Source organism: Curtobacterium sp. 22159 (assembly GCF_052045775.1).
Taxonomy (GTDB): Bacteria; Actinomycetota; Actinomycetes; order Actinomycetales; family Microbacteriaceae; genus Curtobacterium.
In genome coordinates this window covers 26,761-53,388 of record NZ_JBQEPN010000009.1, presented here as the reverse complement: position 1 = coordinate 53,388, position 26,628 = coordinate 26,761, and the positions used below count along the sequence as shown (strand labels likewise).

The 26,628-nt window shown below is 68.2% G+C and carries 24 protein-coding genes and 2 tRNA genes; 13 read left to right on the top strand and 13 right to left on the bottom strand.

Annotation, left to right across the window (positions count from 1 at the left end):
* Positions 1-4: 4 nt before the first annotated feature.
* The 5 genes from ACTJKO_RS11655 (at position 5) to pknB (ending at position 7,906) form a co-directional block, all read left to right on the top strand.
* Positions 5-1,345, top strand: coding sequence for a Stp1/IreP family PP2C-type Ser/Thr phosphatase (locus tag ACTJKO_RS11655; protein ID WP_440688816.1), 1,341 nt, complete (start codon positions 5-7; stop codon positions 1,343-1,345).
* Positions 1,342-2,778: an FtsW/RodA/SpoVE family cell cycle protein gene (locus ACTJKO_RS11650; RefSeq protein WP_440688814.1), complete on the top strand. Its 1,437-nt coding sequence runs from the start codon at positions 1,342-1,344 to the stop codon at positions 2,776-2,778. Before ACTJKO_RS11655 ends, ACTJKO_RS11650 begins: the two co-directional genes overlap by 4 nt.
* Positions 2,775-4,229 carry a peptidoglycan D,D-transpeptidase FtsI family protein gene (locus ACTJKO_RS11645; protein WP_440688812.1) on the top strand — a complete coding sequence of 485 codons (1,455 nt, stop codon included), beginning with the start codon at positions 2,775-2,777 and terminating at the stop codon, positions 4,227-4,229. Before ACTJKO_RS11650 ends, ACTJKO_RS11645 begins: the two co-directional genes overlap by 4 nt.
* Positions 4,226-5,974 carry a protein kinase domain-containing protein gene (locus ACTJKO_RS11640; protein ID WP_440688810.1) on the top strand — a complete coding sequence of 583 codons (1,749 nt, stop codon included), beginning with the start codon at positions 4,226-4,228 and terminating at the stop codon, positions 5,972-5,974. Before ACTJKO_RS11645 ends, ACTJKO_RS11640 begins: the two co-directional genes overlap by 4 nt.
* Positions 5,975-6,091: 117 nt before the next feature.
* Complete coding sequence (pknB, locus tag ACTJKO_RS11635; RefSeq protein WP_440688808.1) at positions 6,092-7,906, top strand: Stk1 family PASTA domain-containing Ser/Thr kinase; 1,815 nt, start codon at positions 6,092-6,094, stop codon at positions 7,904-7,906.
* A 117-nt stretch (positions 7,907-8,023) separates the two neighbouring features.
* Here the strand turns inward: pknB and ACTJKO_RS11630 are convergent, their stop codons facing one another.
* Positions 8,024-8,668 (bottom strand): anthranilate synthase component II, encoded by a 645-nt coding sequence (locus ACTJKO_RS11630; protein WP_440688806.1) that lies wholly within the window; start codon positions 8,666-8,668, stop codon positions 8,024-8,026.
* Positions 8,669-8,750: 82 nt separating this feature from the next.
* On the opposite strand from ACTJKO_RS11630, the gene ACTJKO_RS11625 reads away from it, so the two are divergent.
* Positions 8,751-9,005 carry a cell division protein CrgA gene (locus ACTJKO_RS11625; RefSeq protein ID WP_440688804.1) on the top strand — a complete coding sequence of 85 codons (255 nt, stop codon included), beginning with the start codon at positions 8,751-8,753 and terminating at the stop codon, positions 9,003-9,005.
* 328 nt (positions 9,006-9,333) lie between these two features.
* On the opposite strand, the gene ACTJKO_RS11620 is transcribed toward ACTJKO_RS11625, so the two are convergent.
* Positions 9,334-10,200, bottom strand: a complete 867-nt coding sequence (locus tag ACTJKO_RS11620; RefSeq protein WP_440688802.1) for a rhomboid family intramembrane serine protease — start codon at positions 10,198-10,200, stop codon at positions 9,334-9,336.
* 8 nt (positions 10,201-10,208) lie between these two features.
* On the bottom strand, positions 10,209-10,748 hold the full coding sequence (locus ACTJKO_RS11615; RefSeq protein ID WP_440688800.1) for a peptidylprolyl isomerase: 540 nt from the start codon (positions 10,746-10,748) through the stop codon (positions 10,209-10,211).
* Between the two features lie 117 nt (positions 10,749-10,865).
* On the opposite strand from ACTJKO_RS11615, the gene ACTJKO_RS11610 reads away from it, so the two are divergent.
* Entirely contained in the window at positions 10,866-11,450 is a 585-nt protein-coding gene (locus ACTJKO_RS11610) for a hypothetical protein (RefSeq protein ID WP_440688798.1), read from the top strand.
* Between the two features lie 256 nt (positions 11,451-11,706).
* On the opposite strand, the gene ACTJKO_RS11605 is transcribed toward ACTJKO_RS11610, so the two are convergent.
* From ACTJKO_RS11605 to dnaA, 10 genes are all read right to left on the bottom strand, one after another.
* A tRNA-Ala gene (locus ACTJKO_RS11605) sits at positions 11,707-11,779 on the bottom strand.
* Positions 11,780-11,811: 32 nt separating this feature from the next.
* Positions 11,812-11,888 (bottom strand) — tRNA-Ile (locus ACTJKO_RS11600).
* A gap of 75 nt (positions 11,889-11,963) precedes the next feature.
* Positions 11,964-12,371, bottom strand: coding sequence for a DUF3566 domain-containing protein (locus ACTJKO_RS11595; RefSeq protein ID WP_070417462.1), 408 nt, complete (start codon positions 12,369-12,371; stop codon positions 11,964-11,966).
* On the bottom strand, positions 12,364-15,012 hold the full coding sequence (gene gyrA, locus ACTJKO_RS11590) for a DNA gyrase subunit A (RefSeq protein WP_440688797.1): 2,649 nt from the start codon (positions 15,010-15,012) through the stop codon (positions 12,364-12,366). The genes ACTJKO_RS11595 and gyrA overlap by 8 nt, the downstream gene beginning before the upstream one ends.
* Before the next feature lie 128 nt (positions 15,013-15,140).
* Positions 15,141-17,144 (bottom strand): DNA topoisomerase (ATP-hydrolyzing) subunit B, encoded by a 2,004-nt coding sequence (gene gyrB / locus ACTJKO_RS11585; protein ID WP_440688795.1) that lies wholly within the window; start codon positions 17,142-17,144, stop codon positions 15,141-15,143.
* A 132-nt stretch (positions 17,145-17,276) separates the two neighbouring features.
* Positions 17,277-17,777, bottom strand: a complete 501-nt coding sequence (locus ACTJKO_RS11580) for a DUF721 domain-containing protein (protein ID WP_440688794.1) — start codon at positions 17,775-17,777, stop codon at positions 17,277-17,279.
* Positions 17,777-19,012, bottom strand: coding sequence for a DNA replication/repair protein RecF (gene recF / locus ACTJKO_RS11575; protein ID WP_440688792.1), 1,236 nt, complete (start codon positions 19,010-19,012; stop codon positions 17,777-17,779). Before recF ends, ACTJKO_RS11580 begins: the two co-directional genes overlap by 1 nt.
* A 33-nt stretch (positions 19,013-19,045) precedes the next feature.
* Entirely contained in the window at positions 19,046-19,933 is an 888-nt protein-coding gene (gnd, locus tag ACTJKO_RS11570) for a phosphogluconate dehydrogenase (NAD(+)-dependent, decarboxylating) (RefSeq protein WP_440688790.1), read from the bottom strand.
* 70 nt (positions 19,934-20,003) lie between these two features.
* Positions 20,004-21,149, bottom strand: coding sequence for a DNA polymerase III subunit beta (gene dnaN, locus ACTJKO_RS11565; protein WP_440688788.1), 1,146 nt, complete (start codon positions 21,147-21,149; stop codon positions 20,004-20,006).
* Positions 21,150-21,596: 447 nt separating this feature from the next.
* Complete coding sequence (dnaA, locus tag ACTJKO_RS11560) at positions 21,597-23,057, bottom strand: chromosomal replication initiator protein DnaA (protein WP_440689059.1); 1,461 nt, start codon at positions 23,055-23,057, stop codon at positions 21,597-21,599.
* A gap of 510 nt (positions 23,058-23,567) precedes the next feature.
* Between dnaA and rpmH the strand changes: the two genes are divergently transcribed.
* Genes rpmH through rsmG form a run of 6 tightly spaced genes read left to right on the top strand, consistent with a single transcriptional unit; the run spans position 23,568 to position 26,623 of the window.
* Positions 23,568-23,705: a 50S ribosomal protein L34 gene (gene rpmH, locus ACTJKO_RS11555; protein ID WP_058724833.1), complete on the top strand. Its 138-nt coding sequence runs from the start codon at positions 23,568-23,570 to the stop codon at positions 23,703-23,705.
* A gap of 38 nt (positions 23,706-23,743) precedes the next feature.
* A complete protein-coding gene (rnpA, locus tag ACTJKO_RS11550) occupies positions 23,744-24,106 on the top strand; it encodes a ribonuclease P protein component (RefSeq protein ID WP_440688786.1) in 363 nt (120 codons plus the stop codon).
* Complete coding sequence (gene yidD / locus ACTJKO_RS11545) at positions 24,103-24,483, top strand: membrane protein insertion efficiency factor YidD (protein ID WP_440688784.1); 381 nt, start codon at positions 24,103-24,105, stop codon at positions 24,481-24,483. Before rnpA ends, yidD begins: the two co-directional genes overlap by 4 nt.
* Before the next feature lie 8 nt (positions 24,484-24,491).
* A complete protein-coding gene (gene yidC / locus ACTJKO_RS11540) occupies positions 24,492-25,466 on the top strand; it encodes a membrane protein insertase YidC (RefSeq protein ID WP_440688783.1) in 975 nt (324 codons plus the stop codon).
* Complete coding sequence (locus ACTJKO_RS11535) at positions 25,467-25,982, top strand: Jag family protein (protein ID WP_440688781.1); 516 nt, start codon at positions 25,467-25,469, stop codon at positions 25,980-25,982. It begins immediately after the preceding gene.
* Positions 25,979-26,623: a 16S rRNA (guanine(527)-N(7))-methyltransferase RsmG gene (rsmG, locus tag ACTJKO_RS11530; RefSeq protein WP_440688779.1), complete on the top strand. Its 645-nt coding sequence runs from the start codon at positions 25,979-25,981 to the stop codon at positions 26,621-26,623. Before ACTJKO_RS11535 ends, rsmG begins: the two co-directional genes overlap by 4 nt.
* The last annotated feature ends 5 nt before the right edge of the window (positions 26,624-26,628 follow it).

Below are 26,628 nucleotides of genomic sequence, written 5' to 3'. Positions count from 1 at the left end.
CCGGATGACGGCTCGCACGCTGAGCGCCGCTGTGTCCCACGTCGGGCGCATCCGCGCGAACAACCAGGACTCCGGCTACGCCGGCCAGCACCTGTTCGCGGTCGCGGACGGCATGGGCGGGCACGCCGGCGGTGACGTGGCCTCGGCGATCGCGATCCGTCGCATCCGCGAGGTCGACCGCGAGTTCCCGTCCGCGCACGACGCCGAGTTCGCGCTGCAGTCGGCGCTCATCGCGGCGAACCAGCTCATCACCGAGACGGTCTTCGAGCACCAGGAACTCACGGGCATGGGCACCACGGTGTCCGCGATGATCCGGGTCGGCGACCAGGTCGCCATCGCGCACATCGGCGACTCCCGGATCTACCTGCACCGCGACGGCGAGCTGCAGCAGATCACGTCCGACCACACGTTCGTGCAGCGACTCGTGGACAGCGGCCGCATCACGCCGGAGGAAGCGGCCGTACACCCTCGGCGTTCCGTGCTCATGCGCGTCCTCGGCGACGTGGACGCGGCACCCGAGGTGGACACGGCCATCATGGACATCAAGCCGGGTGACCGTTGGTTGCTCTGCTCCGACGGACTCTCGTCGTACCTCGCCGAGGAGCGCATCCGGCACGCGCTCGCGTCGAACATGGACGCCAACCAGGTCACGCAGCGGCTCGTGAAGGAGACGCTCGATCACGGCGCTCCCGACAACGTCACGGTCGTCGTGATGGACGTCACGGACACCGAGCCCGAGGACGACGACGACGCGGCCACCACCGTCGGCTCGGCCGCAGCACCGCTGACCTTCGAGGCGTCGACCGGCCGCAAGCCGATCCGCCTCCCCACGATCCTGCTCCACCCGCTCAAGGTCACGACGGCCCCCGAGGACTCCCACTTCGAGCCCGAGTCCGACCAGTTCTTCGCCGAGCTCATCGCCGAGGACCGCCGCCGCCGGATCCGCCGCCGCATCTCGTGGACGGTCGCCCTCGTCGTGGCGATCGCCGCCCTCGTCGGTGCCGTGTTCCTCGGCTGGCGGATCATCCAGGACCACTACTACGTCGGCACCGACCGCGGCACCGTCGCGATCTACAAGGGCGTCCAGCAGTCGATCGGACCGATCGCGCTGTCCGACGTCTACGAGGACACCGACATCTCGGTGTCGTCGCTGCCCGACTACACACGCGAGAACGTCCGGTCGACGATCAACGCGCAGTCCCTCGACGATGCGCGCGCCATCGTCGACCGACTGCGCAAGGCCGCCGAGACCGGGCAGGACCAAGCCGGCACGGGCGGTGACGGCGGGTCGCCGTCGCCCACCGCGACCGGCTCGCCCTCGTCGTCGCCCGGAGCGAAGCGATGAGCAGCGCGACCGCCCAGTCCTTCACGCAGGCCATCACCATCAAGCTGCGTGAGCCGGCGCGTGCCCGGAACCTCGAGCTGGTGCTCCTCGTCATCGCGTGTGGCATCTGCGCCGGGGCGATGGTGCTCGTCCAGCTCGGCACGAAGGGGCGCGTGTTCGACACGTCCGTGCTCTGGGTGGGGTCGGGGATCCTCGGCCTCGCGCTCGTGATGCACGTGGTGCTCCGCATCGTCGCGAAGAACGCCGACCCGTTCGTCCTGCCGGTGGCGCTCGCGTTGAACGGCATCGGCATCGCCGAGATCTACCGGATCGACATCCACAACGGCCTGACCGGGTGGTCGGCGATCGGCGTGAAGCAGATCGTCTGGACCATGCTCGCGATGGTCCTGGCGATCATCACGGTCTCCGTCGTCCGGAACCACCGCTTCCTGCAGCGCTACCGGTACATCTTCATGTTCCTGACGATCGCGCTGTTGCTGCTCCCGATGTTGCCCGGCATCGGCGAGAACGTCGGCGGGGCCCGGGTGTGGATCAAGATCGGGCCGTTCTCGTTCCAGCCCGGCGAACTCGCGAAGATCACCATGGCGCTGTTCTTCGCCGGGTACCTCGTCACCGCCCGTGACTCGCTGTCGATCGTCGGGCGCAAGGTCCTCGGGATGACGTTCCCCCGCGCTCGCGACCTCGGCCCGATCCTCGTGATGTGGGGCGCGGCGATGAGCGTGCTCGTGTTCCAGCGCGACCTCGGCACGGCGCTGCTGTACTTCGGGCTGTTCCTCGTGATGCTCTACGTCGCGACCGGCCGGCTCAGCTGGGTCCTGATCGGGCTCGTGCTCTTCGTCGGCGGCGCGGTCATCGCGGCCAATGCGCTCGTCTACGTGCACGGACGCTTCGAGCAGTGGCTCGACCCGTTCAACCAGGAGATCTTCGCCCGCCAGACCCAGGGCAGCTACCAGCTCGTGCAGGGGCTCTTCGGGTTCGCGAACGGCGGGATCACCGGGACGGGGCTCGGTCAGGGGCGCCCGTACATCACCCCCGTCGCGAACGCGGACTACATCATCGCGTCGCTCGGCGAGGAACTCGGGCTCATCGGCGTCTTCGCGATCCTGGCCCTGTTCATCATCCTGGCGTCCCGGGGCCTGCGGGTCGGGTTCATGGCGCAGGACGACTTCGGCAAGCTGCTCGGCGTCGGTTTCGGCTTCGTCATCGCCCTGCAGGTGTTCGTCGTCGTCGGCGGCATCACCCGCGTCATCCCGGTCACCGGACTCACCACGCCGTTCATGGCCGCGGGTGGTTCGTCCCTCATCGCGAACTGGATCATCGCCGCGATGCTGCTGCGCCTGACCGATGCCATCCCGCCCGAACAGCGCGTGCAGCAGGGCGCCGTCCCCGCCGCACGCGGTCGCGGTACGACCAGGAAGGAGCGCAGCCGGTGAACCGTCAGCTCCGCGGTGTCTCCACCGTCATCGTGCTCATGTTCGTCGCGCTCTTCGTGTCGACGACCTCGATCCAGTTCTTCTCGGCAGACTCGCTCCGCGCCGACTCCCGGAACTCCCGAACCATCCTCGCCAGTTACTCGACGAAGCGCGGCGCGATCCTGGTCAACGGCAGCCCGATCGCCGAGTCCACCCCGGTGGACGACCAGTACCAGTACCAGCGGAAGTACACGAACGGCGACCTCTACTCCGCGGTGACCGGGTACTTCACGATCGGGCAGGGCAACTCGGGGATCGAGAGCGCCGAGAACACCGTGCTGTCCGGCAACTCGGACGCCTCGTTCTTCCAGAACCTCAACGCGATCCTCACCGGCCAGGACGTCCAGGGCGACAACGTGAACCTGACGATCGACCCGGACGTCCAGAAGGCCGCGTACGACGCACTCGGGAACAACACCGGAGCGGTCGTCGCGATCCAACCGAAGACCGGCAAGATCCTCGCGATGGTGTCGAAGCCGGGCTACGACCCGAACACGCTGACGTCCCACGACACCAAGGACGTCATCGCGCAGTACAAGGCGCTCGAGTCGAACGCCGCGAAGCCACTGCAGAACCGGGCGATCGGCGGCGACCTCTACACGCCGGGCTCGGTCTTCAAGCTCATCGTCGCGTCGGCAGCGCTCGAGGGCGGCAAGTACAACCTCGACTCGGAGTTCCCGAACCCGTCGCGCCTGCAGCTGCCGGGCACAAGCACGTTCATCAACAACGCCGAGGGCGGCTCCTGCGGCGGCGGGGACAAGGTCAAGCTCCGCACGGCGATCCAGTACTCGTGCAACATCCCCTTCGCCGAACTCGGGCAGAAGCTCGGCTACGACGCGATCAAGAGCATGGCGGACAAGTACGGGTTCGGGGACGCGATCGAGGTGCCGATGCGGGCGACGGCGAGCCAGTACCCGGACGTCGACTCGACCGCGCAGCTCATGCTCAGTTCGTTCGGTCAGGCGAGCGTCCGCGTCTCGCCGCTGCAGATCGCGATGGTCTCCGCCGGCATCGCGAACGGTGGCAAGGTCATGCAGCCGTCGCTCGTCGACTCGATCACCACGAGCGACCTGAAGACGGTCGAGTCCTTCTCCCCGAAGCAGTACAGCGACCCGCTGTCGCCGTCCGAGTCGAGTGACCTCACCGAGGCCATGCAGAGCGTCGTCAGCTCCGGGACCGGCACGAATGCCAAGATCGACGGTGTCGACGTCGCAGGGAAGACGGGCACGGCCGAGGGCGGCACGGGCGATCCCTACACACTCTGGTTCACGGGCTTCGCCCCGGCGAAGGACCCCGAGGTGGCCGTCGCGGTCGTCGTCGGGAACGGCGGCGGACTCGGGCAGTCCGGAGTCGGCAACACGGTCGCGGCTCCGGTCGCGAAGAAAGTCATGGAGGCGGTGCTGAACAAATGAGACCCACCAGCGGACTCACCTTCGGTGGGCGGTACCAGCTCTCGTCCCGCGTCGCGATCGGCGGCATGGGTGAGGTGTGGCAGGCCACCGACCTCGTCATCGGCCGGACCGTCGCACTCAAGATCCTCAAGGACGAGTACCTCGGTGACCCGGGTTTCCTCGAGCGCTTCCGCGCCGAGGCCCGTCACGCTGCGCTCGTCAACCACGAGGGCATCGCCAACGTGTTCGACTACGGCGAGGAGGACGGCAGCGCCTACCTCGTGATGGAGCTCGTCCCCGGCGAGGCGCTCTCGACCATGATCGAGCGCGAGCACACGCTGCCGGTCGACAAGGTCCTCGACATCGTCGCGCAGACCGCGAACGCCCTGCAGGCAGCGCACGCCGTGGGGCTGGTGCACCGTGACATCAAGCCGGGCAACCTGCTCATCACCCCGGACGGCCGGGTCAAGATCACCGACTTCGGCATCGCACGCATCGCCGACCAGGTCCCGCTCACCGCGACCGGTCAGGTCATGGGCACCGTGCAGTACCTGTCGCCGGAGCAGGCGAGCGGGCACCCGGCGTCGCCGTCGACGGACATCTACTCCCTCGGCATCGTGGCGTACGAGTGCCTGGCCGGACGTCGTCCGTTCACGGGCGAGTCGCAGGTCGCGATCGCGATGGCGCACATCAACGAGCAGCCCCCGGCGCTCCCGTCGGACGTCCCGGAGCCGGTGTCCGCCCTCGTGATGTCGTGCATCGCGAAGAAGCCGGCCGACCGACCCGCGACCGCGGCGAACCTGGCCCGCGCGGCCCAGGCACTCCGTCGTGGTGACGTCGCCGCGGCCACCGTCGCGGTGCCCGCCATCGCGGCGGCGGACGGCACCGTGGCGTTCAACCCGCCGCAGGCCCAGGGGAACGACGCCGCCACCGCGCTCATCGGCACGCAGGCCGGAGCCGTGACCGGCGGACCGCGCACCCCGGGGTCGCCGATCGACGACGAGGACGACGAACCGAAGAAGCGCCGGGCGTGGATCTGGTGGCTGGTCGGTGGCATCGCCGTCCTGGTCATCGCCGCCCTCATCGCTGCGTTCGCCCTCACCGGCAACAGTGCACCGGCGCCGAGTCCGACGCGCTCGACGGTCAAGTCCACCCCGTCGGACACCCCGACCCCGAGCACGTCGCCCACCGAGACCCGGGTCCTCGTCAACGCCGCCGACTACGTCGGGCTCTCGGTCAGCGACGCCTCGGCGAAGCTGTCCCAGGCAGGCCTGACGCCCCAGGTGCAGGACGGCGATCCGGCCCCGAGCGCGGACAAGGCGAACACCGTGCAGTCGGTCAGCCCCACCGGCAGTCTGGCGGTCGGGTCGGTCGTCGTGCTGCAGCGGTACACCGAGCAGCCGACGGTGAACCAGCCCAACTCGGCCACGCCGGGCACGGTGTCCGACGCCGGCCAGGTCACCTTCACGTGGGCCGCGGCGACGTGCCCGACGGGCTACACCGTCGCGTCGTACGCGTACACGATCACGGGCGGCAAGGACACCTCGAGCAAGACCTCGGGGACGCTCGACGCCGACCACCGCTCGGTCACCGTGCAGATCGACGCCGTGGGCAAGTCGGCGACGCTGAGCTACACCGTGACCTGCGGCAACCTGGCGGCCTCGGCGGCGTCGGACCCGGCCACCAGCGACCCGTGGCAGGCTTCCGACCAGCCGTCCGACAACCCGACGGCGGGCACCAACCCGAGCCAGGGCCCCCAGGACTGACCCCCGCACGGGGGCTCGCGACACCGTTGCGTAACGGTTCGGTCCGAGCCCCCGTCGCCAGCGTCTCACCAGCAACGCCTGCCGTACACTGGCCCGGACGGACATTCGGAGGAGTACGTGCCAGAAGGTGTGACCGCGGGGATCACCCTCCTCGCCAACCGCTACGAGATCGGTGACGTCATCGGTCGTGGCGGCATGGCCACTGTGCACCTGGGCAACGACACGCGGCTCGGGCGCAAGGTCGCGGTGAAGCTGTTGAAGCCGAGCCTCGCGAACGACCCCGCCTTCCGCACCCGCTTCCGGCAGGAAGCCCAGGCGGCCGCGCGCATGGCGCACCCGACGATCGTCCGCGTCTACGACGCCGGCGAGGAGACCGTCACCGAGACCTCCGGCGCCGAGGTGCAGGTGCCCTTCATCGTGATGGAGTGCGTCGAGGGCCGTCCGCTCTCCGACATCATCGGCGACGGCCCGGTCGCGCCCGACGAAGCCGTGCGGATCACCGAGGGCATCCTCACCGCACTCGAGTACTCGCACCGAGCGGGCGTCGTGCACCGCGACATCAAGCCCGCGAACGTCATGGTCACGCACTCCGGCCAGGTCAAGGTCATGGACTTCGGCATCGCCCGCGCGATCACCGACACCTCGGCCACGGTCGCGCAGACGACGTCGATCCTCGGCACCGCGTCGTACTTCTCCCCGGAGCAGGCGCGCGGCGAGACCGTCGACGCCCGCACGGACGTCTACTCCACCGGCGTGGTGCTCTTCGAACTCCTGACCGGACGTCCTCCGTTCATCGGCGACTCCCCGGTGGCGGTCGCGTACCAGCACGTCAGCGAGCAGCCGGTCGCCCCGTCGACCATCTCGCCCGCGGTCTCACCGGCGCTCGACGCGGTGACGCTCCACGCCCTCGTCAAGGACCGGACGCGTCGGTACCAGAACGCTGCCGAGTTCCGCACGGAGCTCCAGCAGGCGGCGGCCGGACGCGTGCCGGCGTCCACCCGCAAGCTCCAGCAGCAGGCCGCGCACGACGCGTCGACGGTCCTGTTCGGCGTCAACCCGCGCACCACCTCGAACCCGGCGGTCGCGTTCCGCGAACTCGACGACGACACCGCCGAGCACCGACCGCAGCGCACCCAGAACCGCCCGCCCGTGGCGTGGATCTGGGTTGGGATCCTCCTGACCGCGGCCGTCATCGTCGCCGTCGTCTTCTTCGTCGCCAACCTCGGACCCGGCAAGCCCCCCGTCACGTCGTCGGTGAGCGTGCCGAACGTGGTGGGTGCCACCTACGACTCCGCTGCCGCGGCGTTGGACAAGCGTGATCTCGTCCCGGTCAAGGTGGAGGAGAACTCCGACGACGTCGACCGGGGCATGGTGATCCGTACCGAACCCGGCTCCGGCACGAACGTCGGCCGGAAGCAGAACATCCGGGTCGTCGTGTCGCTCGGGCCACAGCAGCTGGCCGTCCCCGACCTCGCCGGGCAGACGCAGGACGCCGCCGAGAAGGCACTCCAGACCGCCGGCTTCGCGGTGGGAGCGATCAACTCCGACTACTCCCCGGACGTCCCCGAGGGCACGGTCATGAGTTCCGACCCGGCCGCGTCGTCGCAGCACACCAAGGGCACCGTGGTGAACCTCACCGTCTCGAACGGCAAGGTGCAGCTGCCGAACGTCACGCAGCAGCCGTTCTCGACCGCGAACGCCACCCTCGCCGGGCTCGGGCTCACGGTCACGCCGTCACCGTCCTACTCGTGCACGGGCGGAACGGTGACGCAACAGAGCGCTCCGGAAGGCGACATCGCTCAGGGCAGCACGGTCGTGCTGACGTACTGCGCGGGTTCGAACCAGCCCTCGTCCCCGGCCACGCCGCCGGCTTCCGGCGGCAGCAGTGGCGACAACAGCAACTCGGGTGGGTCGGACCACCACGGTCACTGACCGAGCCGCCACGCGCCTCCAGGGTGCCGGCCGGTCGCACGGAGGGTGGGCCAGGAGGCGCGTGGTGCGCGCCAAGGCCGGTTCACCGGCCCAGCGCCGGCCTCCGCTCCGCCGGGATCAGGAACGCGGTGCCGCGATGAGCGGGTTGAGACCCGCCGCGCGCTCCGCGGCGCCGGCGAGGCCCGTCGTCTCGAGCCAGTTGCCGACCATGCGGTAACCACCCTCGGTCAGCACGGACTCCGGGTGGAACTGCACGCCGTACACGGGGTGGTCGCGGTGCTCGACGCCCATGATGACGCCCCCGCCGGTACGTGCCGTCACGGCGAGTTCGTCAGGGACGGTGCCGTCGACGATGGCGAGGGAGTGGTACCGCGTCGCGGTGAAGGGATGGGGGACGCCCGTGAAGAGCACGCTGTCGTCGTGGTCGACCTGTGACGTCTTGCCGTGCATGAGTTCCTCGGCGTGGGTGACCGTCGCGCCGAGGGCTTCGGCGATGGCCTGGTGCCCGAGGCACACGCCGAGCAGGGGCTTGTCGGCGGCGATCGCCGCGTGGACGGTGGCGATGGACACGCCGGCTTCAGCAGGAGTCCCGGGGCCGGGCGACAGCAGCACGCCGTCGTACTCGGCGATCCGGTCGGCGATCTCCGACTCGGGGAAGGCGTCGTTCCGGACCACGTCGGTGTCAGCACCGAGCTGCTGGACGTAGCCGTTCAGCGTGTAGACGAAGCTGTCGTAGTTGTCGACGACGAGGATCTTGGTCATGGTCGGTTCACCGTACTCGTGGGGGATGTGTGCGGCGGGCTGAGAGTCCTCCCACACACGTGGTCACGGTAGGATACCGGCCATGGCCAAGGACAAGGACCGCACCAAGCCCGCCCGGAGGACCCGAGCCGACTCGGTCGACACCGCGGGGGATCAGCCGAACCCCGTCTGGTTCAAGCCGGTCATGTTCGGCTTCATGCTCATCGGGCTCGCCTGGGTGATCGTCTTCTACGTGTCGAACACCACGCTGCCCGTGCCGTCCCTCGGGTCGTGGAACATCCTCATCGGCTTCGGCATCATGTTCGTCGGCTTCCTCATGACCACGCGCTGGCGGTAGCCCGGCTCTTCTGCTCCCTCGACGCCCGTCGCGCCACTCCGGTGCGGCGGGCGTCGTCGTTCTCCACAGCCCATCGGCCGCGCTCCGGAACTCTCCCCAGCTGACAACGGGTTTTCCACAGCTGTCCACACTCTTCACACGCTCATCCACATACTCGTCCCGGAGTTATCCACAGCCCAATCCACAGTGGGGATAATCACACCCGTGTAACTCACCGGGTTGTCCACACCTGGGGATAACTCGGCCGTTCTCCTGTGGACGGGCGGCCGCTAACGAAGAACACCCCGCCGCTCGAGAGCGACGGGGCGTTGTGGGGAGTGCTCCGGTGTCAGCTCCAGACGCCGACGGCGAGGCCGGAGTACGCGGCGTAGATCCCAGCGATGAGGACGACGGCTTCGGCAGCCAGGAGCCCGATCTGCAGACCCCGCCGCCGGATGCTCCGCGTCCGTGCGAACACGAACCCGGTGACGAAGCCGAGGACGATCCCGCCGAGGTGCGCCTGCCACGAGATCTGCGAGCCGGGCAGGAACCCGACGATCAGGTTCAGGCCCATCACGATGAGGAGCTGGACGGCGTTGTACCCGAGGCTGCGCTGGATGACGAAGAACGCCGCGAACAATCCGAAGATCGCACCGGACGCTCCGACCACGGGTGTGCCCGGCGTCAGCAGCGAGACGGCGAGGTCCCCGCCGAGGCCGGCCAGGAAGTACAGCGCCAGGAATCGCCACGAACCGAGCAGGTTCTCGAGGATCCGCCCGAAGACGAACACCGCGAACATGTTGAACCCGATGTGGAGGATCGAGGAGTGCACGAAGAGGCCGGTGACCAGGCGCCACGGCTGACTGCCGATCAGCGGCGTCCAGTAGGCCAGCAAGTTCGTGAAGAACCCACCGGTCACCTGGTCCAGCAACCAGATCACCACCGAGACGGCGATGATGATGACGGTGGCCTTCTGGTCGAGCATGGCGAAGCGCCGCCGGGCGACCGTGATCCCACTGGGGGCTCCGGACGCCCGACGGTTCGCCGAGAACTGTGCGCGCTGCTCACGCACGCACTCAGGGCAGTGCACCCCGACCGCCGCCGGCGTCTGGCACTCGGTGCAGATCGTCCGGCCGCACCGCTGGCAGAGGATGAAGCTCTGCCGGTCGGGGTGCCGGTAGCAGAAGTTGGTCGGGTTGTACGCCTGGTCGGTCACGTGGTGGCTCAGACGTCCTCGACGTCGATGCTCTGGATGACGACGTCCTCGAGGGGCTTGTCGCGGCCATCGGTCGGCACGCCCTCGATCGCGTCGACGACGGCGCGCGACTCGTCGTCCGCGACCTCACCGAAGATCGTGTGCTTGCCCTGCAGCCACGGCGTCGCCACCGTGGTGATGAAGAACTGCGAGCCGTTCGTGCCCTTGCCGCCCTGGATGCCGGCGTTGGCCATCGCGAAGATGTACGGGTTCTGGAAGGTGAGCTCCGGGTGGATCTCGTCGTCGAAGCGGTAGCCCGGGCCGCCGATTCCCTGACCGAGCGGGTCACCGCCCTGGATCATGAAGTCCTTGATGATGCGGTGGAAGATCACACCGTCGTACAGCTTGTCGGTCGACACCTTGCCGGTACCGGGGTGCGTCCACTCCTGCTTGCCCGTGGCGAGGTCGACGAAGTTCTTGACGGTCTTGGGAGCGTGGTTGCCGAACAGGTTGACGCGGATGTCGCCCTTGTTCGTGTGGATCGTTGCGACAGCGGTGTGCAGAGACATGTTCCGATTCTCGCATGTACTGCTGACGGTCAGACGGATCCCACAGCTGCGACTCCGTGACCTGTCAGGGACTCGGGTGGCAGGATGGGACCCACGCCGATCCGATGGAGGTACCAGATGACGACGATCGAGATCCCGCGCAAGCGTCGGAAGCAGATCAAGAAGCTCAAGGGCCAGACCGCCTCGCTCCTCGGCGAGCAGCGCAAGGTCCTCGAGCACGCGAACGCGATCTTGGCGGAGGCCCGGTCCAACGCCGCGGACGCCGCCCGCAAGGACATCGCACCGCGAGTGCAGAACGCGATCGACAACGGCATCCGGCCGGCTGTCGCCACGGGTGTGCACGCTGCGACGAGTGCTGCGCAGAACGCCTCGCACCGCTTCCAGTCCGAGGTGGTGCCGGGCCTCGTGTCCACCGCCGGTTCGGTGCTGAGCGTGGTCGACCTCGCGAAGGACCCGCGGGTCCAGAAGATCGTGAAGGACGCCCAGAAGAAGGGCAAGAAGGCGAAGAAGGCCGCGGGCAAGTACGTCCCGGCCGCCGCGCAGAAGAAGAAGGGCATCGGCTTCGGCGGTGTCGCGCTGATCGTGGTCGGTGTCGTCGCCGTCGCGGGTGCCGCGTACGCCGCCTACCAGACGCTCCGCGCGGACGACGACCTCTGGGTCGCCGACGACGCTGACACGGCGGAGAAGAAGCCCGCCGCCTGACCTCCCCGGTTCGTACGAAGGGCCCCGGCGATGCGCCGGGGCCCTTCGTCGTCCCTGAGCTGCGCGCGGATCCCCCGAAGAAGGCTGAGGTCGCACGACATGCCGCGTGCGTGCGTTGCCGTCGCAGGACATGCCGTCGAAGCGGAACATGAGCGGCACGTTGCGCGACCAGGACCGCCACGCAGAAGTCGTCCCGCGACCAGGACCGCAGCGCAGAAGTCGTCGCGCGATCAGACCGCCGCGCAGAGACACGGAGTGGAGCCTAGGAGAATCGAACTCCTGACATCCTGCTTGCAAAGCAGGCGCTCTACCAACTGAGCTAAGGCCCCGTGACAGCCAGCGTACTGGTGTCGGAGGGAGATGGTGGGGCTACAAGGACTTGAACCTTGGACCTCTTCGTTATCAGCGAAGCGCTCTAACCGCCTGAGCTATAGCCCCTCAGACCGGATGAAAGCCTACCGTACCGATCCCGGAGAACGAAATCGAGCGGCGGACCCGTCCGGCCCGGGTGTGTCAGTTGTTCGTGAAGCCGACGAGCAGGCCGCCGGTGATCCGGACACTGAGGTTGTAGAGCACGCTCACGATCGCGCCGAGCACGGTGCCGACGACCACGTTGAGGATGCCCACCACGATCGAGAACCCGAGCACCTGCCCCAGCGAGAACTGGTCCATGATCGAGTAGTTGTTCTGCCCGGTGACGTCCTTCAGCAGCGCGTCGATCTGGGTGAAGACGCCCGTCTGGTTCAGGATCACCCAGACCAGTGCGGTGGCGACGACGATCACGATCGACCCGGCCAGGGCGATGAGGAAGCTGAGCTTCACCATCGACCAGAAGTCGACGTAGACCAGCCGCAGCCGCACCTGGCGGGTGCCGACGGGTCGCTTCGCCTTCTTCTGGAGCTTCTCGGCGACACTACTCATTGGTTGACTGGTCCTCTCCGACCTCGGGGTCGATGGGCTCCGGGTCGGTGGGGTCGTCCGCCGCTTCAGCAGGGCTGACCGTCTCCACCGGGCCCGCGGGCTCGATCTCGGCGTCGTCCTGGTCGTCCAGGTTCCGCTCTGTGTTCCGGGCCACCGCGATGATCCGGTCGTTCTCCGCGAACCTCGCGAAGACCACACCCATCGTGTCGCGACCCTTGGCGGGCACCTCGGACACGGCAGACCTTACCACCTTGCCCGATTGCAGCACGACGAGCACCTCGTCGTCCTCACCGACGATGAGAGCCCCCACAAGGTCCCCGCGGTCGGCGGCCAGCTTGGCGACCTTGATGCCCAGGCCACCACGGCCCTGCACGCGGTACTGGTCGACGGAGGTGCGCTTGGCGTACCCGCCCTCGGTCATGACCCAGACGTACCCGTCGTCCGACACGACCCGCGCCGCGAGGAGCGAGTCACCCTCGCGGAAGGACATGCCCTTCACGCCCGACGTCGATCGACCCATCGGCCGCAGGGTGTCGTTCGTCGCGGTGAACCGGAGCGACATGCCGTGCTTCGAAACGAGCAGGAGGTCGTCGTGCTCGTCGACGAGCAGCGCCTGCACGAGGGTGTCGCCGTCGCGGAGGTTGATCGCGATGATCCCGCCCGTGCGGTTCGTGTCGTACTCGGTGAGCGCGGTCTTCTTCACGAGCCCGTGCGCCGTGGCGAGCACGAGGTACTGCGCCGCCTCGTAGTCACGGATGTCGAGGACCTGCTGGATCTGCTCGTCCGGCTGCATCGCGAGCAGGTTCGCCACGTGCTGACCCTTGGCGTCGCGGCCGCCTTCCTGCAGCTCGTACGCCTTGGCCCGGTAGACCCGGCCCTGGTCGGTGAGGAACAGCAGCCAGTGGTGCGTCGTCGTGACGAAGAAGTGCTCGACGATGTCGTCGGCACGCAGCTGCGCGCCCTTGACCCCGCGGCCGCCACGGTGCTGGGAGCGGTAGTTGTCGCTCCGGGTCCGCTTGACGTACCCGCCGCGGGTGATGGTGACGACCATCTCCTCTTCGGGGATGAGGTCCTCGATCGACATGTCGCCGTCGAAGCCGAGCATGATCTCGGTGCGACGGTCGTCCCCGAAGCGCTCGACGATCTCGTCGAGCTCCTCGCCGATGATCGTGCGCTGCCGGGTCTCCGACGCCAGGATGTCGTGGAAGTCGGCGATCTTGCGCTCGAGCTCCTCGGCCTCGTCGTGGATCTTCTGCCGTTCGAGGGCTGCCAGGCGACGGAGCTGCAGCTCGAGGATCGCGCGCGCCTGGATCTCGTCGACGGAGAGGAGCTCCATCAGGCCGGTGCGCGCTTCCTCGACGTCGGGCGAGCGACGGATGAGGGCGATGACCTCGTCGAGGGCGTCGAGCGCCGCCAGGTACCCACGCAGGATGTGGGCACGCTTCTCGGCCTCGCGCAGACGGAACTGCGTGCGCCGGACGATGACGTCGATCTGGTGGTCGACCCACGCGGAGATGAACCCGTCGAGCGCAAGGGTGCGGGGCACCCCGTCGACGATCGCGAGCATGTTCGCGCCGAAGTTCTCCTGCAGCTGCGTGTGCTTGTACAGGTTGTTGAGCACGACCTTCGCGACGGCGTCGCGCTTCAGCACGATGACCAGGCGCTGACCGGTGCGGCCGGACGTCTCGTCGCGGATGTCCGCGATGCCGGCGAGCTTGCCGTCCTTGACGCCCTCGGCGATGCGGATCGCGAGGTTGTCGGGGTTCACCTGGTACGGCAGCTCGGTGACGACGAGGCAGGTGCGGCCCTGGATCTCCTCGACGTTGACGACCGCGCGCATCGTGATCGAGCCACGACCGGTGCGGTAGGCGTCCTGGATGCCCTTGGTGCCGAGGATCTGGGCACCGGTCGGGAAGTCCGGGCCCTTGATCCGCTGCATGAGCGCACCGAGGAGCTCCTCACGCGTGGCGTCCGGGTGCTCGAGCGCCCACTTCGCGCCGTCCGCGACCTCGCGCAGGTTGTGCGGCGGGATGTTCGTCGCCATGCCGACCGCAATGCCGACGGACCCGTTGACCAGCAGGTTCGGGAACCGGGCCGGCAGGATCGCCGGCTCCTGGGTGCGGCCGTCGTAGTTGTCCTGGAAGTCGACGGTGTCCTCGTCGATGTCCCGGACCATCTCCATGGCGAGCGGGGCCATCTTGGTCTCGGTGTACCGCGGGGCCGCGGCGCCGTCGTTGCCGGGTGAGCCGAAGTTGCCCTGGCCGAGCGCGAGCGGGTACCGGAGCGACCACGGCTGCACCAGGCGGACGAGGGTGTCGTAGATCGCGGTGTCACCGTGCGGGTGGAACTGTCCCATGACGTCGCCGACGACGCGGGAGCACTTCGAGAACGCTCGGTCCGGGCGGTAGCCACCGTCGAACATCGCGTAGATCACACGGCGGTGCACGGGCTTGAGGCCGTCGCGGACCTCGGGCAGCGCGCGACCGACGATCACGCTCATCGCGTAGTCGAGGTACGAGCGCTGCATCTCGAGCTGCAGGTCGACCTGCGAGATGCGGTCGCCGGAGACGACGATGTCCCCGCTGTCGCCGTGGACGATCTCGGGCTGCTCGTCGGCGCCGTTCTCGTTGTCGTCAGCCATGTGGCTTGGTCACCTTTCTGGTGGCCCTCCGGGCGGGTCGGCCTGGAGGCGCTGGTTCCGTTCGTCGCGCCGGGCGCGACCACAGGTGGTCGGGACTGGTCGACGCGGCTCGCACCGCGCCTCCAGGCCTAGATGTCGAGGAAGCGGACGTCCTTGGCGTTCTGCTGGATGAACTGGCGCCGGGACTCGACGTCCTCGCCCATCAGCGTGGCGAACACGCTGTCCACCGCGGCGGCGTCCTCGAGCGTGACCTGCAGGAGCGTCCGGGTGTCCGGGTTCATCGTGGTGTCCCACAGCTCCTTGTAGTCCATCTCGCCGAGACCCTTGTAGCGCTGGATCCCGTTGTCCTTCGGGATGCGCTTGCCGGCGGCGAGACCGGCGGCCATGAGGGCGTCGCGCTCGCGGTCGCTGAACACGTACTCGTGTGCGGCGTTCGACCACTTGAGGCGGTACAGCGGCGGCTGTGCCAGGTACACGTACCCGCGCTCGATGAGCGGACGCATGTAGCGGAACAGCAGCGTCAGCAGGAGCGTGGTGATGTGCTGGCCGTCGACGTCTGCATCGGCCATCAGCACGATCTTGTGGTACCGGGCCTTGTCCGGGTCGAAGTCCTCGCCGATGCCCGCGCCGAACGCGGTGATCATCGACTGGATCTCCTGGTTCGCGAGGGCGCGGTCGAGCCGGGCCTTCTCGACGTTGAGGATCTTGCCACGCAGCGGCAGGATCGCCTGCGTCATCGGGTTCCGGCCCTGCACGGCGGAACCACCGGCGGAGTCACCCTCGACCATGAAGATCTCGGAGACCGTCGGGTCCTTCGACTGGCAGTCCTTGAGCTTGCCCGGCATGCCGCCCGACTCGAGCAGGCCCTTGCGGCGGGTGGTCTCGCGCGCCTTGCGGGCGGCGAGGCGCGCCTGCGAGGCCTGGATCGCCTTGCGGACGACGTCGCGTGCCTGGGTCGGGTTGCTCTCGAACCAGTGGGTCAGCTCGGTGCCGACGACGCGCTGGACGAAGGACTTCGCCTCGGTGTTGCCGAGCTTCGTCTTGGTCTGGCCCTCGAACTGCGGCTCGCCGAGCTTCACGGAGATGACGGCCGTCAGTCCTTCGCGGATGTCGTCACCCGTGAGGTTGTCGTCCTTCTCCTTGATGATCTTCGCCTCGCGCGCGTACTTGTTGACGAGGCTCGTCAGTGCCGCACGGAAGCCCTCTTCGTGGGTGCCGCCCTCGTGCGTGTTGATCGTGTTCGCGAAGGTGTGGACGCTCTCCTGGTAGGAGGTGTTCCACTGCATCGCGACCTCGAGCGCGATCTTGCGCCCGGGGTCCTCCGCCTCGAAGCCGATGACGTCCGGGTGGACCAGGTCGGCCTTCTTCTGGGCGTTGAGGTACTCGACGTAGTCGGCGAGACCGCGCTCGTACAGGAAGGAGTCCTGACGGGCTTCTTCCCCTTCGTCCGGGGTGCGCTCGTCCTGCAGCGTGATGCGGAGGCCCTTGTTCAGGAACGCCATCTGCTGGAACCGCGTGCGGAGGGTCTCGTAGTCGAAGACGACGGTCTCGAAGATGTCCGCGTTCGGCCAGAACGTGATCGTGGTGCCGGTCTCGTCGGTCTCTTCGTCCTGCGAGACCGGGGCCACCGGGACGCCGTCGGTGTAGCTCTGGCGCCACACGTGGCCCTGCCGGCGCACCTCGACGTCGAGCTCGGAGCTGAGCGCGTTCACGACCGACGAGCCGACGCCGTGCAGACCACCGGAGACCGCGTACCCGCCACCGCCGAACTTGCCGCCGGCGTGCAGGACCGTCAGGACCACCTGCAGCGTGGAGACGCCTTCGGCGGCGTGGACGTCGACCGGGATGCCGCGGCCGTTGTCGACCACGCGCACGCCGCCGTCCTCACGGATCGTGACGTTGATCGTGTCGCAGTAGCCGGCGAGGGCCTCGTCGACGGAGTTGTCGACGATCTCCTGCACGAGGTGGTGCAGACCCCGGGGACCGGTGGAGCCGATGTACATGCCCGGGCGCTTCCGGACGGCCTCGAGTCCTTCGAGCACCTGGATCTGGTCTGCGCCGTACGTGGGTTCGTTCTGCGGGGTCGTCTCGCCGGACGCGTCCTGACGGTCGTCTTCAGATCCTGCTGTCATTCGAAGGTGCTCCTGCCTGCGCACGGAACACCCGCGCACTGCACCCCCCAGTCTACCGCAGAGACCCTTCATCTGAGGGCGAGATCGGCCCGTGGACGGGCTTTTTTCGTCCCGCAGGACGATTTGGTCCGGTCAACCGTAGGTGTCGCGAGGACCGCGCCCCTGGACCGTCCTGGGGCCGCGTTTCCAGGTGGGGGCGTCCGGGCCGGAAACCCGGATCGACTGCACCCCTGCTTCCGGGTGCCGTTCCGCGATGGTCGTCGTGATGGTGCTCCGCATGAGTCGGAGCTGCGTCGCCCACGCGGTGGAGTCGCACCGGATGACGAGTGCGCCGTCGTCGATGGTCATCGGTCGGGAGTGCTTCGCGAGCTCCTCACCCACCACCGCGGGCCAGTCCACGAAGAGTTCGGAGCGTGCCAGGGGTTCGGTCCAGCCGAGCTCTTGAGCGAGGGACCCGACCACGTCGCCGAGACCCTTCGGCTCCCGGCCGCGGCCGTACGGCACGGAGTCGGCGTCGAGGCCGTTCACCCGGCGCCGACGGGCGTCCACCCCGCGCTTCGAGGGATCGCCGAAGACGGCGCGCAGGTGGCGGTACACCCGGGCCGGCTCGGTGGGCTTCCACGGCTTCGGCATCAGACACCGGCTTCAGTGGTTGCGTCGGCGTCGGTCGCGGTCGGACTGGAGGCGCGGCTCGGCTCCGCCGCGTCGGTCACGATCGTTCCGGCCTCGATCCGCACGGTGTGCGCGGCCAACTGCTCCGGGACGTCGCCGAACACCGCGGCCGTGATGAGCACCTGCTCGTAGTCCGCGACCGCCCCCGCCAACCGTTCGCGCCGTGACTCGTCGAGCTCGGCGAAGACGTCGTCGAGGATGATGATCGGGTCACCCAGGGTCGACTCCGCGCGGAGCACCGCTGCGCTCGCGAGCTGGACGGCGAGGGCGAACGACCACGATTCGCCGTGACTCGCGTAACCTCGGGCGGGTAACCCGTTGAGCTGGAAGAGCACGTCGTCGCGATGGGGTCCGACCAGGGTCAGTCCGCGGTCGAGCTCGTCCCGTCGCCGTCGTTCGAGGGCAGCCCGGAACGCCTCGGCGGCAGCAGCGATGGTCACGGGTTCCTCGGGCGTCCCGAGCACCGGGTCCGTGGCGGCGGCGTCCTCCGGGTCCCCGCCCCGCACGCTGAGCACGCCGGCGATGGAGGCCTCGTGCCGCTCGCCCGCGACGGTCGCGTACGACTCCGCCACGAAGGGAGCGAGTCGCCGGGTCAAGTGGTCGCGTGCCGCGATGATCTCGGCGCCGAACGACACCAGACGGTCGTCCCAGACGTCGAGCGTCGCGAGCGACCCCGCCTTCGCCCCGGTCGCCCGGGCCGACTTGAGCAGGGTGTTGCGCTGCCGGAGCGTCCGGTCGTAGTCGGCGAGCACGCCCTGCATGCGCGGTGCGATCTGCCCGAGGAGCTCGTCGAGCATCCGACGGCGACCGGACGGTTCGCCACGGACGAGCGCGAGGTCCTCGGGGGCGAAGAGCACGCTCGTGCAGTACCGCGGGAGTTCGCGCGGCTTGATCGGCGCCCGGTTCACCTGCGCGCGGTTCGATCCGGTGCGGTTGATCTGAACCTCGGCGAGGATGCTGCGGTCCTCGTGGGCGAGTCGGGCGCGCACGATCGCCGCGTTGCAGCCCTGCCTGACGAGCGCCGCGTCGGTCGGCACCCGGTGGGAGCCGAGGGTGGAGAGGTACCCGATCGCCTCGACCAGGTTCGTCTTGCCCTGTCCGTTGCGGCCGACGAACAGGTTCGGCCCGCGTGCGAGGTCGACGTCCGCCTCCCGGTAGTTCCGGAAGTCGGTGAGTTGCAGGTGGTCGACGTGCACGCGGGCCGAGACGAGCTCAGGTGGTTACCTGAACTACGCCTTCTTGACGGCGTGGCCGCCGAACTGGTTGCGGAGCGCCGCGACGGCCTTCATCGTCGGGGACTCGCTGCCCTGACGCGAGACGAAGCGCGCGAACATGGCGGCCGACAGCGCCGGCATCGGGACGGCGAGCTCGATCGCCTCTTCGAGGGTCCAACGGCCCTCGCCGGAGTCGTCGACGTAGCCCTCGAGCTCGTCGAGCTTCGGGTCCTCGTTGATGGCGAGGACGAGCAGGTCGAGCAGCCAGGACCGGACGACCGTCCCACGCTGCCACCCGGCGAAGACCGCGGGGACGTCGTTGATGATGTCCTTGGCCTCGAGGAGCTCGTAGCCCTCACCGTAGGCCTGCATGATCGCGTACTCGATGCCGTTGTGGACCATCTTCGCGTAGTGGCCCGCTCCGATGCCGCCGGCGTGCGAGAAGCCCTCTTCGCGGGGGCCCTCGGGGCGGAGCGCGTCGAAGACCGGCATGGCGAACTCGACGTCCTTGACGTCACCGCCGACCATGAGGCCGTAGCCGTTCTCCTTGCCCCAGACGCCACCGGAGACACCGGCATCGACGTAGCGGATGCCCTTCGCGCCGAGCTGCTCGGCGTGCTTGGTGTCGTCGAGCCACTTCGAGTTGCCGCCGTCGATGACGAGGTCGCCCTCACCGAGGACCTCGGCGAGCTCGGTGATCACGTCGTCGGTGATCTTGCCGTGCGGGACCATGACCCACACGAGCTTCTGACCCTCGGGCAGCGCGGCCGCGAGGTCGGCGAGGCTGGCGACATCGGAGACGGCGGGGTTGGCGTCGTACCCGGTGACCTCGATGCCTGCGTTGCGGAGACGGGCACGCATGTTGTTGCCCATGCGACCGAGGCCGACAAGACCGATGTGCATGATTTCCTCTTCTGTTCGTCGTCGCGCTGGAGCAGGGGTGGCGCCTCAGCGCAGTGTTCGGCTGTTGCGCTTACCGCAGCAGGAGATTGGGCTGCAGCAGGTACCGGTATCCGTCCGCCGCCGGAGCCTCTTGCGAGGTCTGCCCGGTGATGAGCACCGGACCCGGCTTGTTGGGGTTCTCCGTCTTGGTGAAGGAGATCCGGACGAACTCGGAGTGCACCGCGTTCAACCCGTCCAGGAGGAACGCGGGCTTCAACGAGACCACCGTTTCCTCACCGGTCAGCAACGCACTGATCGACTCTGACGCCTGCGCTTGTTCGGAACCGATCGCCTCGAGCGTGAGCCCGTCGACCGTGAAGGAGAACCGGAGCGCCGCTTCGCGTTCCAGGACGAGGGAGACCCGTCGGACCGCCTCGACGAGCTCCGCGGTGTTGATCACCGCGTGGTCTTCGACGGTCTCGGGGAAGAGCCGGCGGACCGGCGGGTAGTTGCCCTTGATGAGCAGCGACGTGACGGTCTTGTCGTCGGCGTGGAACGCGATGAGTTCGCGATCGGAGGAACCACTGATCGACACCGAGACGGTGGACGCGGAACCGAACGTGCGGCCGACCTCCTGCAGCGTGCGCGCCGGGACGAGGGCGTGCAGCGGGTCCGACCCGACCCGGCCCGAGTCCCACGCGATCGTGCGGACGGCGACGCGGTAGCGGTCGGTGGCGATGAGCGAGAGGTCGTTGTCGCCGACCTCGAGCTGCACGCCCGTGATCACCGGGGTGACGTCGTCGCGGCTCGCTGCGACCGCGACCTGGGAGACGGCCTCGGAGAACGCGTCACCGGGGATCACGCCCGTCTGCGCGCCGATCTCCGGGAGGGTCGGGTACTCCTCGACCGGCATCGAGAGCAGCGTGAAGTGCGCCGAACCACAGGTCACCGAGATCTTCGATTCCTCGGTGGTGAACGTGACCGGGGCGTTCGGCAGTCGGCTCGCGATGTCGTTGAGGAGCCGGCCGGAGACCAGGACGGTGCCGGGGTCGTCGATCTGCGCGGAGATCGAGGTCTGTGCCGAGACCTCGTAGTCGAACGACGAGAGCGTGAGTCGATCGCCCTCGGCGTGGATGAGGACGCCCGAGAGGATCGGGAGGGTCGTGCGCTGTGGGAGGAGCTTCACCGCGAAGGAGACGGCTTCGGAGAAGACGTCCCGGTTGACCTCGAACTTCACAGCTGGGACCCCTGTCGATCGGTTGGACTGTCCGGCCGCCCCATTGTGGCACAGCGCAGCGGAGGCCGGATTTCTTGTCATCCCGCCGTCCACAAGGTTGGCCCGCTGAGATCCATCGTTGACCAGGAGTAATCGTGTTAACGCCTGTGCACACTGTGGATAACCCTGTGAAGGCCGCTTGCCCACAGGGAACTACACACGTGTGAGTTGTGAGCAGTGTGTGGGCAGCATCTGGATGAATGAATCTCATCTATCCACTTCCATCCCCAGTCTCCACAGGTGGCCAGTTCGCTGTGAACAACCGAGCGGCGTGTCCTCCACAGTTATCCACAGGCTTTCCACACTGTGAGGAGTTCGGCGCATGGAACCGTCTCAGATGGTGGATGCGCGCGGAAGTGGGCCGATCCGAGGTGTCTGACGCGCCTCCCGTTCGGGGGCATTGCCCGATCAGCGGTAGCGGCGGTCCTGCTTGATGCGGCTGGTGAGCTCGGTCACCTGGTTGTAGATCGACCGCCGCTCCTTCATGAGCTCGGTGATCTTCTTGTTCGCGTACATGACCGTGGTGTGGTCACGGTTGCCGAACAGCTGCCCGATCTTCGGCAGGGACAGGCTCGTCATCTCCCGGCAGAGGTACATCGCGATCTGCCGGGCGGTGGCGATGGCCTGCGAGCGGGAGGACCCGTAGAGGTCGTCGACGGAGAGCTTGAAGTACTCCGCGGTGTGGTTGATGATGTCCGTCGGCGCGATGACGTTGTCGTCGTCGAGCGTGATGAGGTCCTTGAGGACCGTCTGCACCAGGGCCATGTCGACGGCCGTCCGGTTGAGGCTCGCGAACGCCGTGACGCGGATCAGCGTCCCCTCGAGCTCCCGGATGTTGCTCGACACCTTCGAGGCCATGAACTCGAGGATGTCGTCCGGTACCTGCAGGTGGTCCGACTGCGCCTTCTTGCGGAGGATCGCGATGCGCGTCTCGAGGTCGGGCGCCTGGACGTCCGTGATGAGACCCCACTCGAACCGCGAGCGCATCCGGTCCTCGAAGCCGGTGAGGTGCTTCGGCGCGACGTCCGACGTGATGACGACCTGCTTGTTGTGGTCGTGCAGCGTGTTGAAGGTGTGGAAGAAGGCCTCCTGCGTGGAGTCCTTCCCCTGGAGGAACTGGATGTCGTCGATCAGCAGGATGTCGATGTCGCGGTAGCGCTGCTGGAACTGGTTCGAGCGGTTGTTCGCGATCGAGTTGATGAAGTCGTTCGTGAACTCCTCGCTCGACACGTACCGCACCCGGATCCCCGGGTACAGGCTCTCGGCGTAGTGCCCGATCGCGTGCAGGAGGTGCGTCTTGCCGAGGCCCGAATCGCCGTAGATGAAGAGCGGGTTGTACGCCTTGGCCGGCGCTTCCGCGACGGCGACCGCAGCGGCGTGCGCGAACCGGTTCGACGAGCCGATGACGAAGTTGTCGAAGTTGTACTTCGGGTTGAGCCGCGAGTCCGGACGTCCGCCGGTGCCCGGGGAGTCGATCTGGCTCGGGACGAACGGCGCCTCGATGTACTGGCGAGGGGCGGCACTCTGCTCCACCGCGCCCTGCACCGGCTCGGCGTAGTCCGGCACGTGGGTGGCGACCGGTGCCTCGACCCGCGGCTCGGAGGCCATGTCGGGGTTCACCGTGATGGCGAAGTTCGCGACGGTGTCGTCACCGATGCGCGAGACGGCCTCGGTGATCGGGATGCGGATCCGCTGCTCGAGCATCCCGCGGGTGAGGTCGTTCGGCACCTCGAGGTAGAGGGTGCCGGCGAGGACGCCCTTCGGCTCGACGAGGTTGAGGAAGCCGTGCAGCTGCGGCGTGATGCGGTCGTCCTCCGAGAGGAGTCCGAGGACGGATGACCAGAGGTCCTCGACGGGGTCGGCCGGCATCGTCATGTCGCGCTCGTCTCCTGGTCTCGTGTCGTGCTCTCGGCCGCTGCTCGCCGCCGGGTGCGTGGTGTCGCTGTCGGACGTGCCGGGACAGCGTCGACCGCGTGCTGGTGCTCGGCGGTCCGTCGTTCCCGGGGGGCTTCCTCGACGACCCGGGCAGCGTGTCGTCCCGCGTGGTGGTCCACAGGGTTGTCCACAGTCTTGTCCACGACCGCCGGACGGTGCCCGACGAGGAGACTCCCCCGTCGCGCCGGGCCGCAGGCCGATCGATCACACCACTGTAAAGGACCAGGGCGGGTCGTACCGAACGCACGTTTTCCCCAATGTGGATAATGAACGTGCGCGGCGGCCCTGTGCCCGTCCGGTCGTGCGGCGTTTGACCTGCCAGCCGCTGTCACGTACCGTTAACCAGTTGTCTGCGGCCGTTCGGTCGCGCCCATCTGCGTCGTTCGGCACCGAGCGACTACACGTACGTGACGGCTCGCCGCGAGCAGCCGTGTGGAGAACATCATGAGCAAGCGCACCTTCCAGCCGAACAACCGTCGTCGCGCCAAGAAGCACGGCTTCCGCGCCCGCATGCGCACCCGTGCCGGCCGCGCCATCCTCGCCGCGCGCCGCGCCAAGGGCCGCACCGAGCTCAGCGCCTGATCGGGCTCGCCGCCTGATCACGTCCCCCGGCACCGATCGTGTTGGCCCGCGCCAACCGCATCGTCCGCGGTGACGACTACCGGTCCGTCGTGCGTCGTGGTCGCAGGAGCGCCACGGCGCACGTCGTCGTATCGGTGGTCCGTCACCCCGCGGACGACGCGGGCGTCGTCTCCGGCGCCACGCGTTTCGGGTTCATCGTCGCCAAGACGGTGGGCAACGCCGTGACCCGGAACCTGGTCCGGCGACGACTCAAGGCGATCGCGCACGGTCTGCTCAGCGATGTCCCCGTCGGGTACGACGTGGTGATCCGCGCACTGCCAGCCGCTGCGCAGGCCGCATGGCCTACCCTGCTCGAAGACGTCTCGCGTTCCTGCGCGCGTGGTGTGGAGAAGGCAGCATGAACCGCAACCTCTGGACCCGGCTCGCCTGGGTCATCGCGTTGCTCCCGCGCAACGCGTGCGTCGTCGTGCTGCGCGCCTACCGGGCCGTGATCTCTCCGCTCTACGGCAACGTCTGCCGGTACCACCCCTCGTGCTCCCGGTACGCCCTCGAAGCGATCCAGCAGTACGGCGTCGTCCGCGGATCGGCGATGGGCGCATGGCGCATCGCGCGGTGCAACCCCTGGGCAGCCGGGGGCATCGACGACGTCCGTGAACGGCGTCGCCCCTACGACGTCAACCGGTTCGGGTTCGTGCTCGCGCCGACCCAGCAGCAGCCGCAGCCCGCCGGCGGGACCTCCCGCCCGGTCCTGCTCCCCCAGCGCACTCGAAAGGCGTGACCGTCCCCATGGACCTCGGATTCATCGGAACCATCCTCTGGCCCCTCAAGTGGGTGGTCGCGGCCATCCTCGTCGGCTTCCACTGGATCTTCGAGAGCCTCGGCATGGACCCGGGCGCGGGCATCACCTGGGTGCTCTCGATCATCTTCCTGACGTTCGTGGTGCGTGCCGCGCTCATCCCGATCTTCGTCCGGCAGATCAAGTCGCAGCGCCGCATGCTCGAGGTGGCGCCGCAGCTCAAGAAGATCCAGGACAAGTACAAGGGCAAGAAGGACCAGTTCTCGCGCGAGGCCATGAGCCGCGAGACCATGGCGCTGTACAAGGAGACCGGGACGAACCCGCTGAGCTCCTGCCTGCCGCTGCTCATCCAGATGCCGATCTTCTTCTCGCTGTACTCCGTGCTGCACGAGGCGCAGATCAACAAGACGGGCATCGGCCTGCTCACGAACGACCTCGCGGCGTCGTTCGGCAACGCGTCGCTGTTCGGGGCCCCGCTGCACGAGACGTTCACGAACGCCTCCGGGTGGGAGGTCCGGGCGATCGCCGGCTTCATGATCGTGGTGATGACGGCCTCGCAGTTCATCACCCAGCTGCAGCTCGTCGCCAAGAACATGTCCCCGGAGACCAAGGCGTCCCCGATGTACCGCCAGCAGCGGATGATGCTCTACGTCCTCCCCCTGGTCTTCATCATCTCGGGTCTGTCCTTCCCGCTGGGCGTCATGTTCTACTGGCTCGCCTCGAACGTGTGGACGATGGCGCAGCAGTACTTCGTCATCCGCAGCATGCCGACGCCGGGCTCCGAGGCCGCGCTCGCCCGTGAGGCCCGTCTGGCGAAGAAGGCGCAGCGCCGCGGCACCGCGACGCCCGTGCTCGCTGAGGCCGGGGCCGGTGCCGGTGCCACCGAGATGGAGCCGGTGCGCGTGACCACCCAGCGTCAGCAGCCGGTGAGCAAGAACCGCGCCAAGAAGAACGGGAAGAAGTAAGTGACCGAACAGGACATCGCGGACGCCGTCGAGACCCCCGCCGAGGACGCAGCGGCGCCCGGTGCGGACGACTCCCGCGACGAGGCGGACATCGCTGCGGACTACATCGAGGAACTCCTCGACATCTGCGACCTCGACGGCGACATCGAGATCGAGGAGCGCGCCGGTCGCGTGTACCTCTCGGTGACCGACGACGGCGACGCGCTCCGCGTGCTGTCGAAGCCCGACACGGTGTCCGCGCTGCAGGAGCTCACGCGGATCGCGGTCCAGGCCGAGACCGGCGATTTCAGCCGCCTCATCCTCGACGTCGGTGGCTCCCGAGACGCCCGAGCCTCCGAGCTGCAGCGGCTCGTGGACACGGCGATCGAGCGCATCGAGGCCGGTTCGACGTCGGCGTCACTCCCCCCGATGTCGTCGTACGAGCGCAAGCTGGTGCACGACCTCGTCGCCGAGAAGGGCTTCCACTCGGAGTCCGAGGGTGAGGGTCGGGACCGCCACACGGTCGTCACCCGATGACGGAGACGGCCGGACCGGTCCTCGAGACCGAGCCAGCGGCCGCAGTCACGCTCTTCGGGGAGCGCATCGAGCTGGCGCGCTCCTTCACGAACGAGCTCGCCCGCCGAGGCGAGGAGCTGGGCCTGATCGGCCCGCTCGAGTTGCCACGCCTCTGGACGCGACACATCCTCAATTCTGCGGTGCTCGCGCCCCTTCTGGAGGAACGGGGCCGCGTCGCCGACGTCGGCTCCGGCGCCGGCCTCCCCGGCCTGGTGCTGGCGATCGCACGTCCGGACGTGCACCTCACGCTCATCGAGCCGATGGAGCGTCGTGTGGAGTGGCTCAACTCCGAGGCCGAGCGGCTCGGGCTCGACAACGTCGATGTCGTCCGTGCTCGTGCGGAGGACGTCGCCGACGACATCGTGGTCGACCAGGTGACTGCTCGGGCCGTGAGTGCGCTGTCGAAGCTCATCCCTCTGACCGTGCCGCTCGTTCGCTCGGGCGGCCAGCTCATCCTGATGAAGGGTGCGCGCGTCGACGAAGAGATCGAGAAGGCCCGCAAGGTGATCCTCCGGAAGCGTCTGACCGACGTCGAGGTGCTCGAGCTCGGAGTCGGTGTGGTCGAGGAGACCACGCGCGTCTTCCGGGCTACAGTTGACTGACGCTG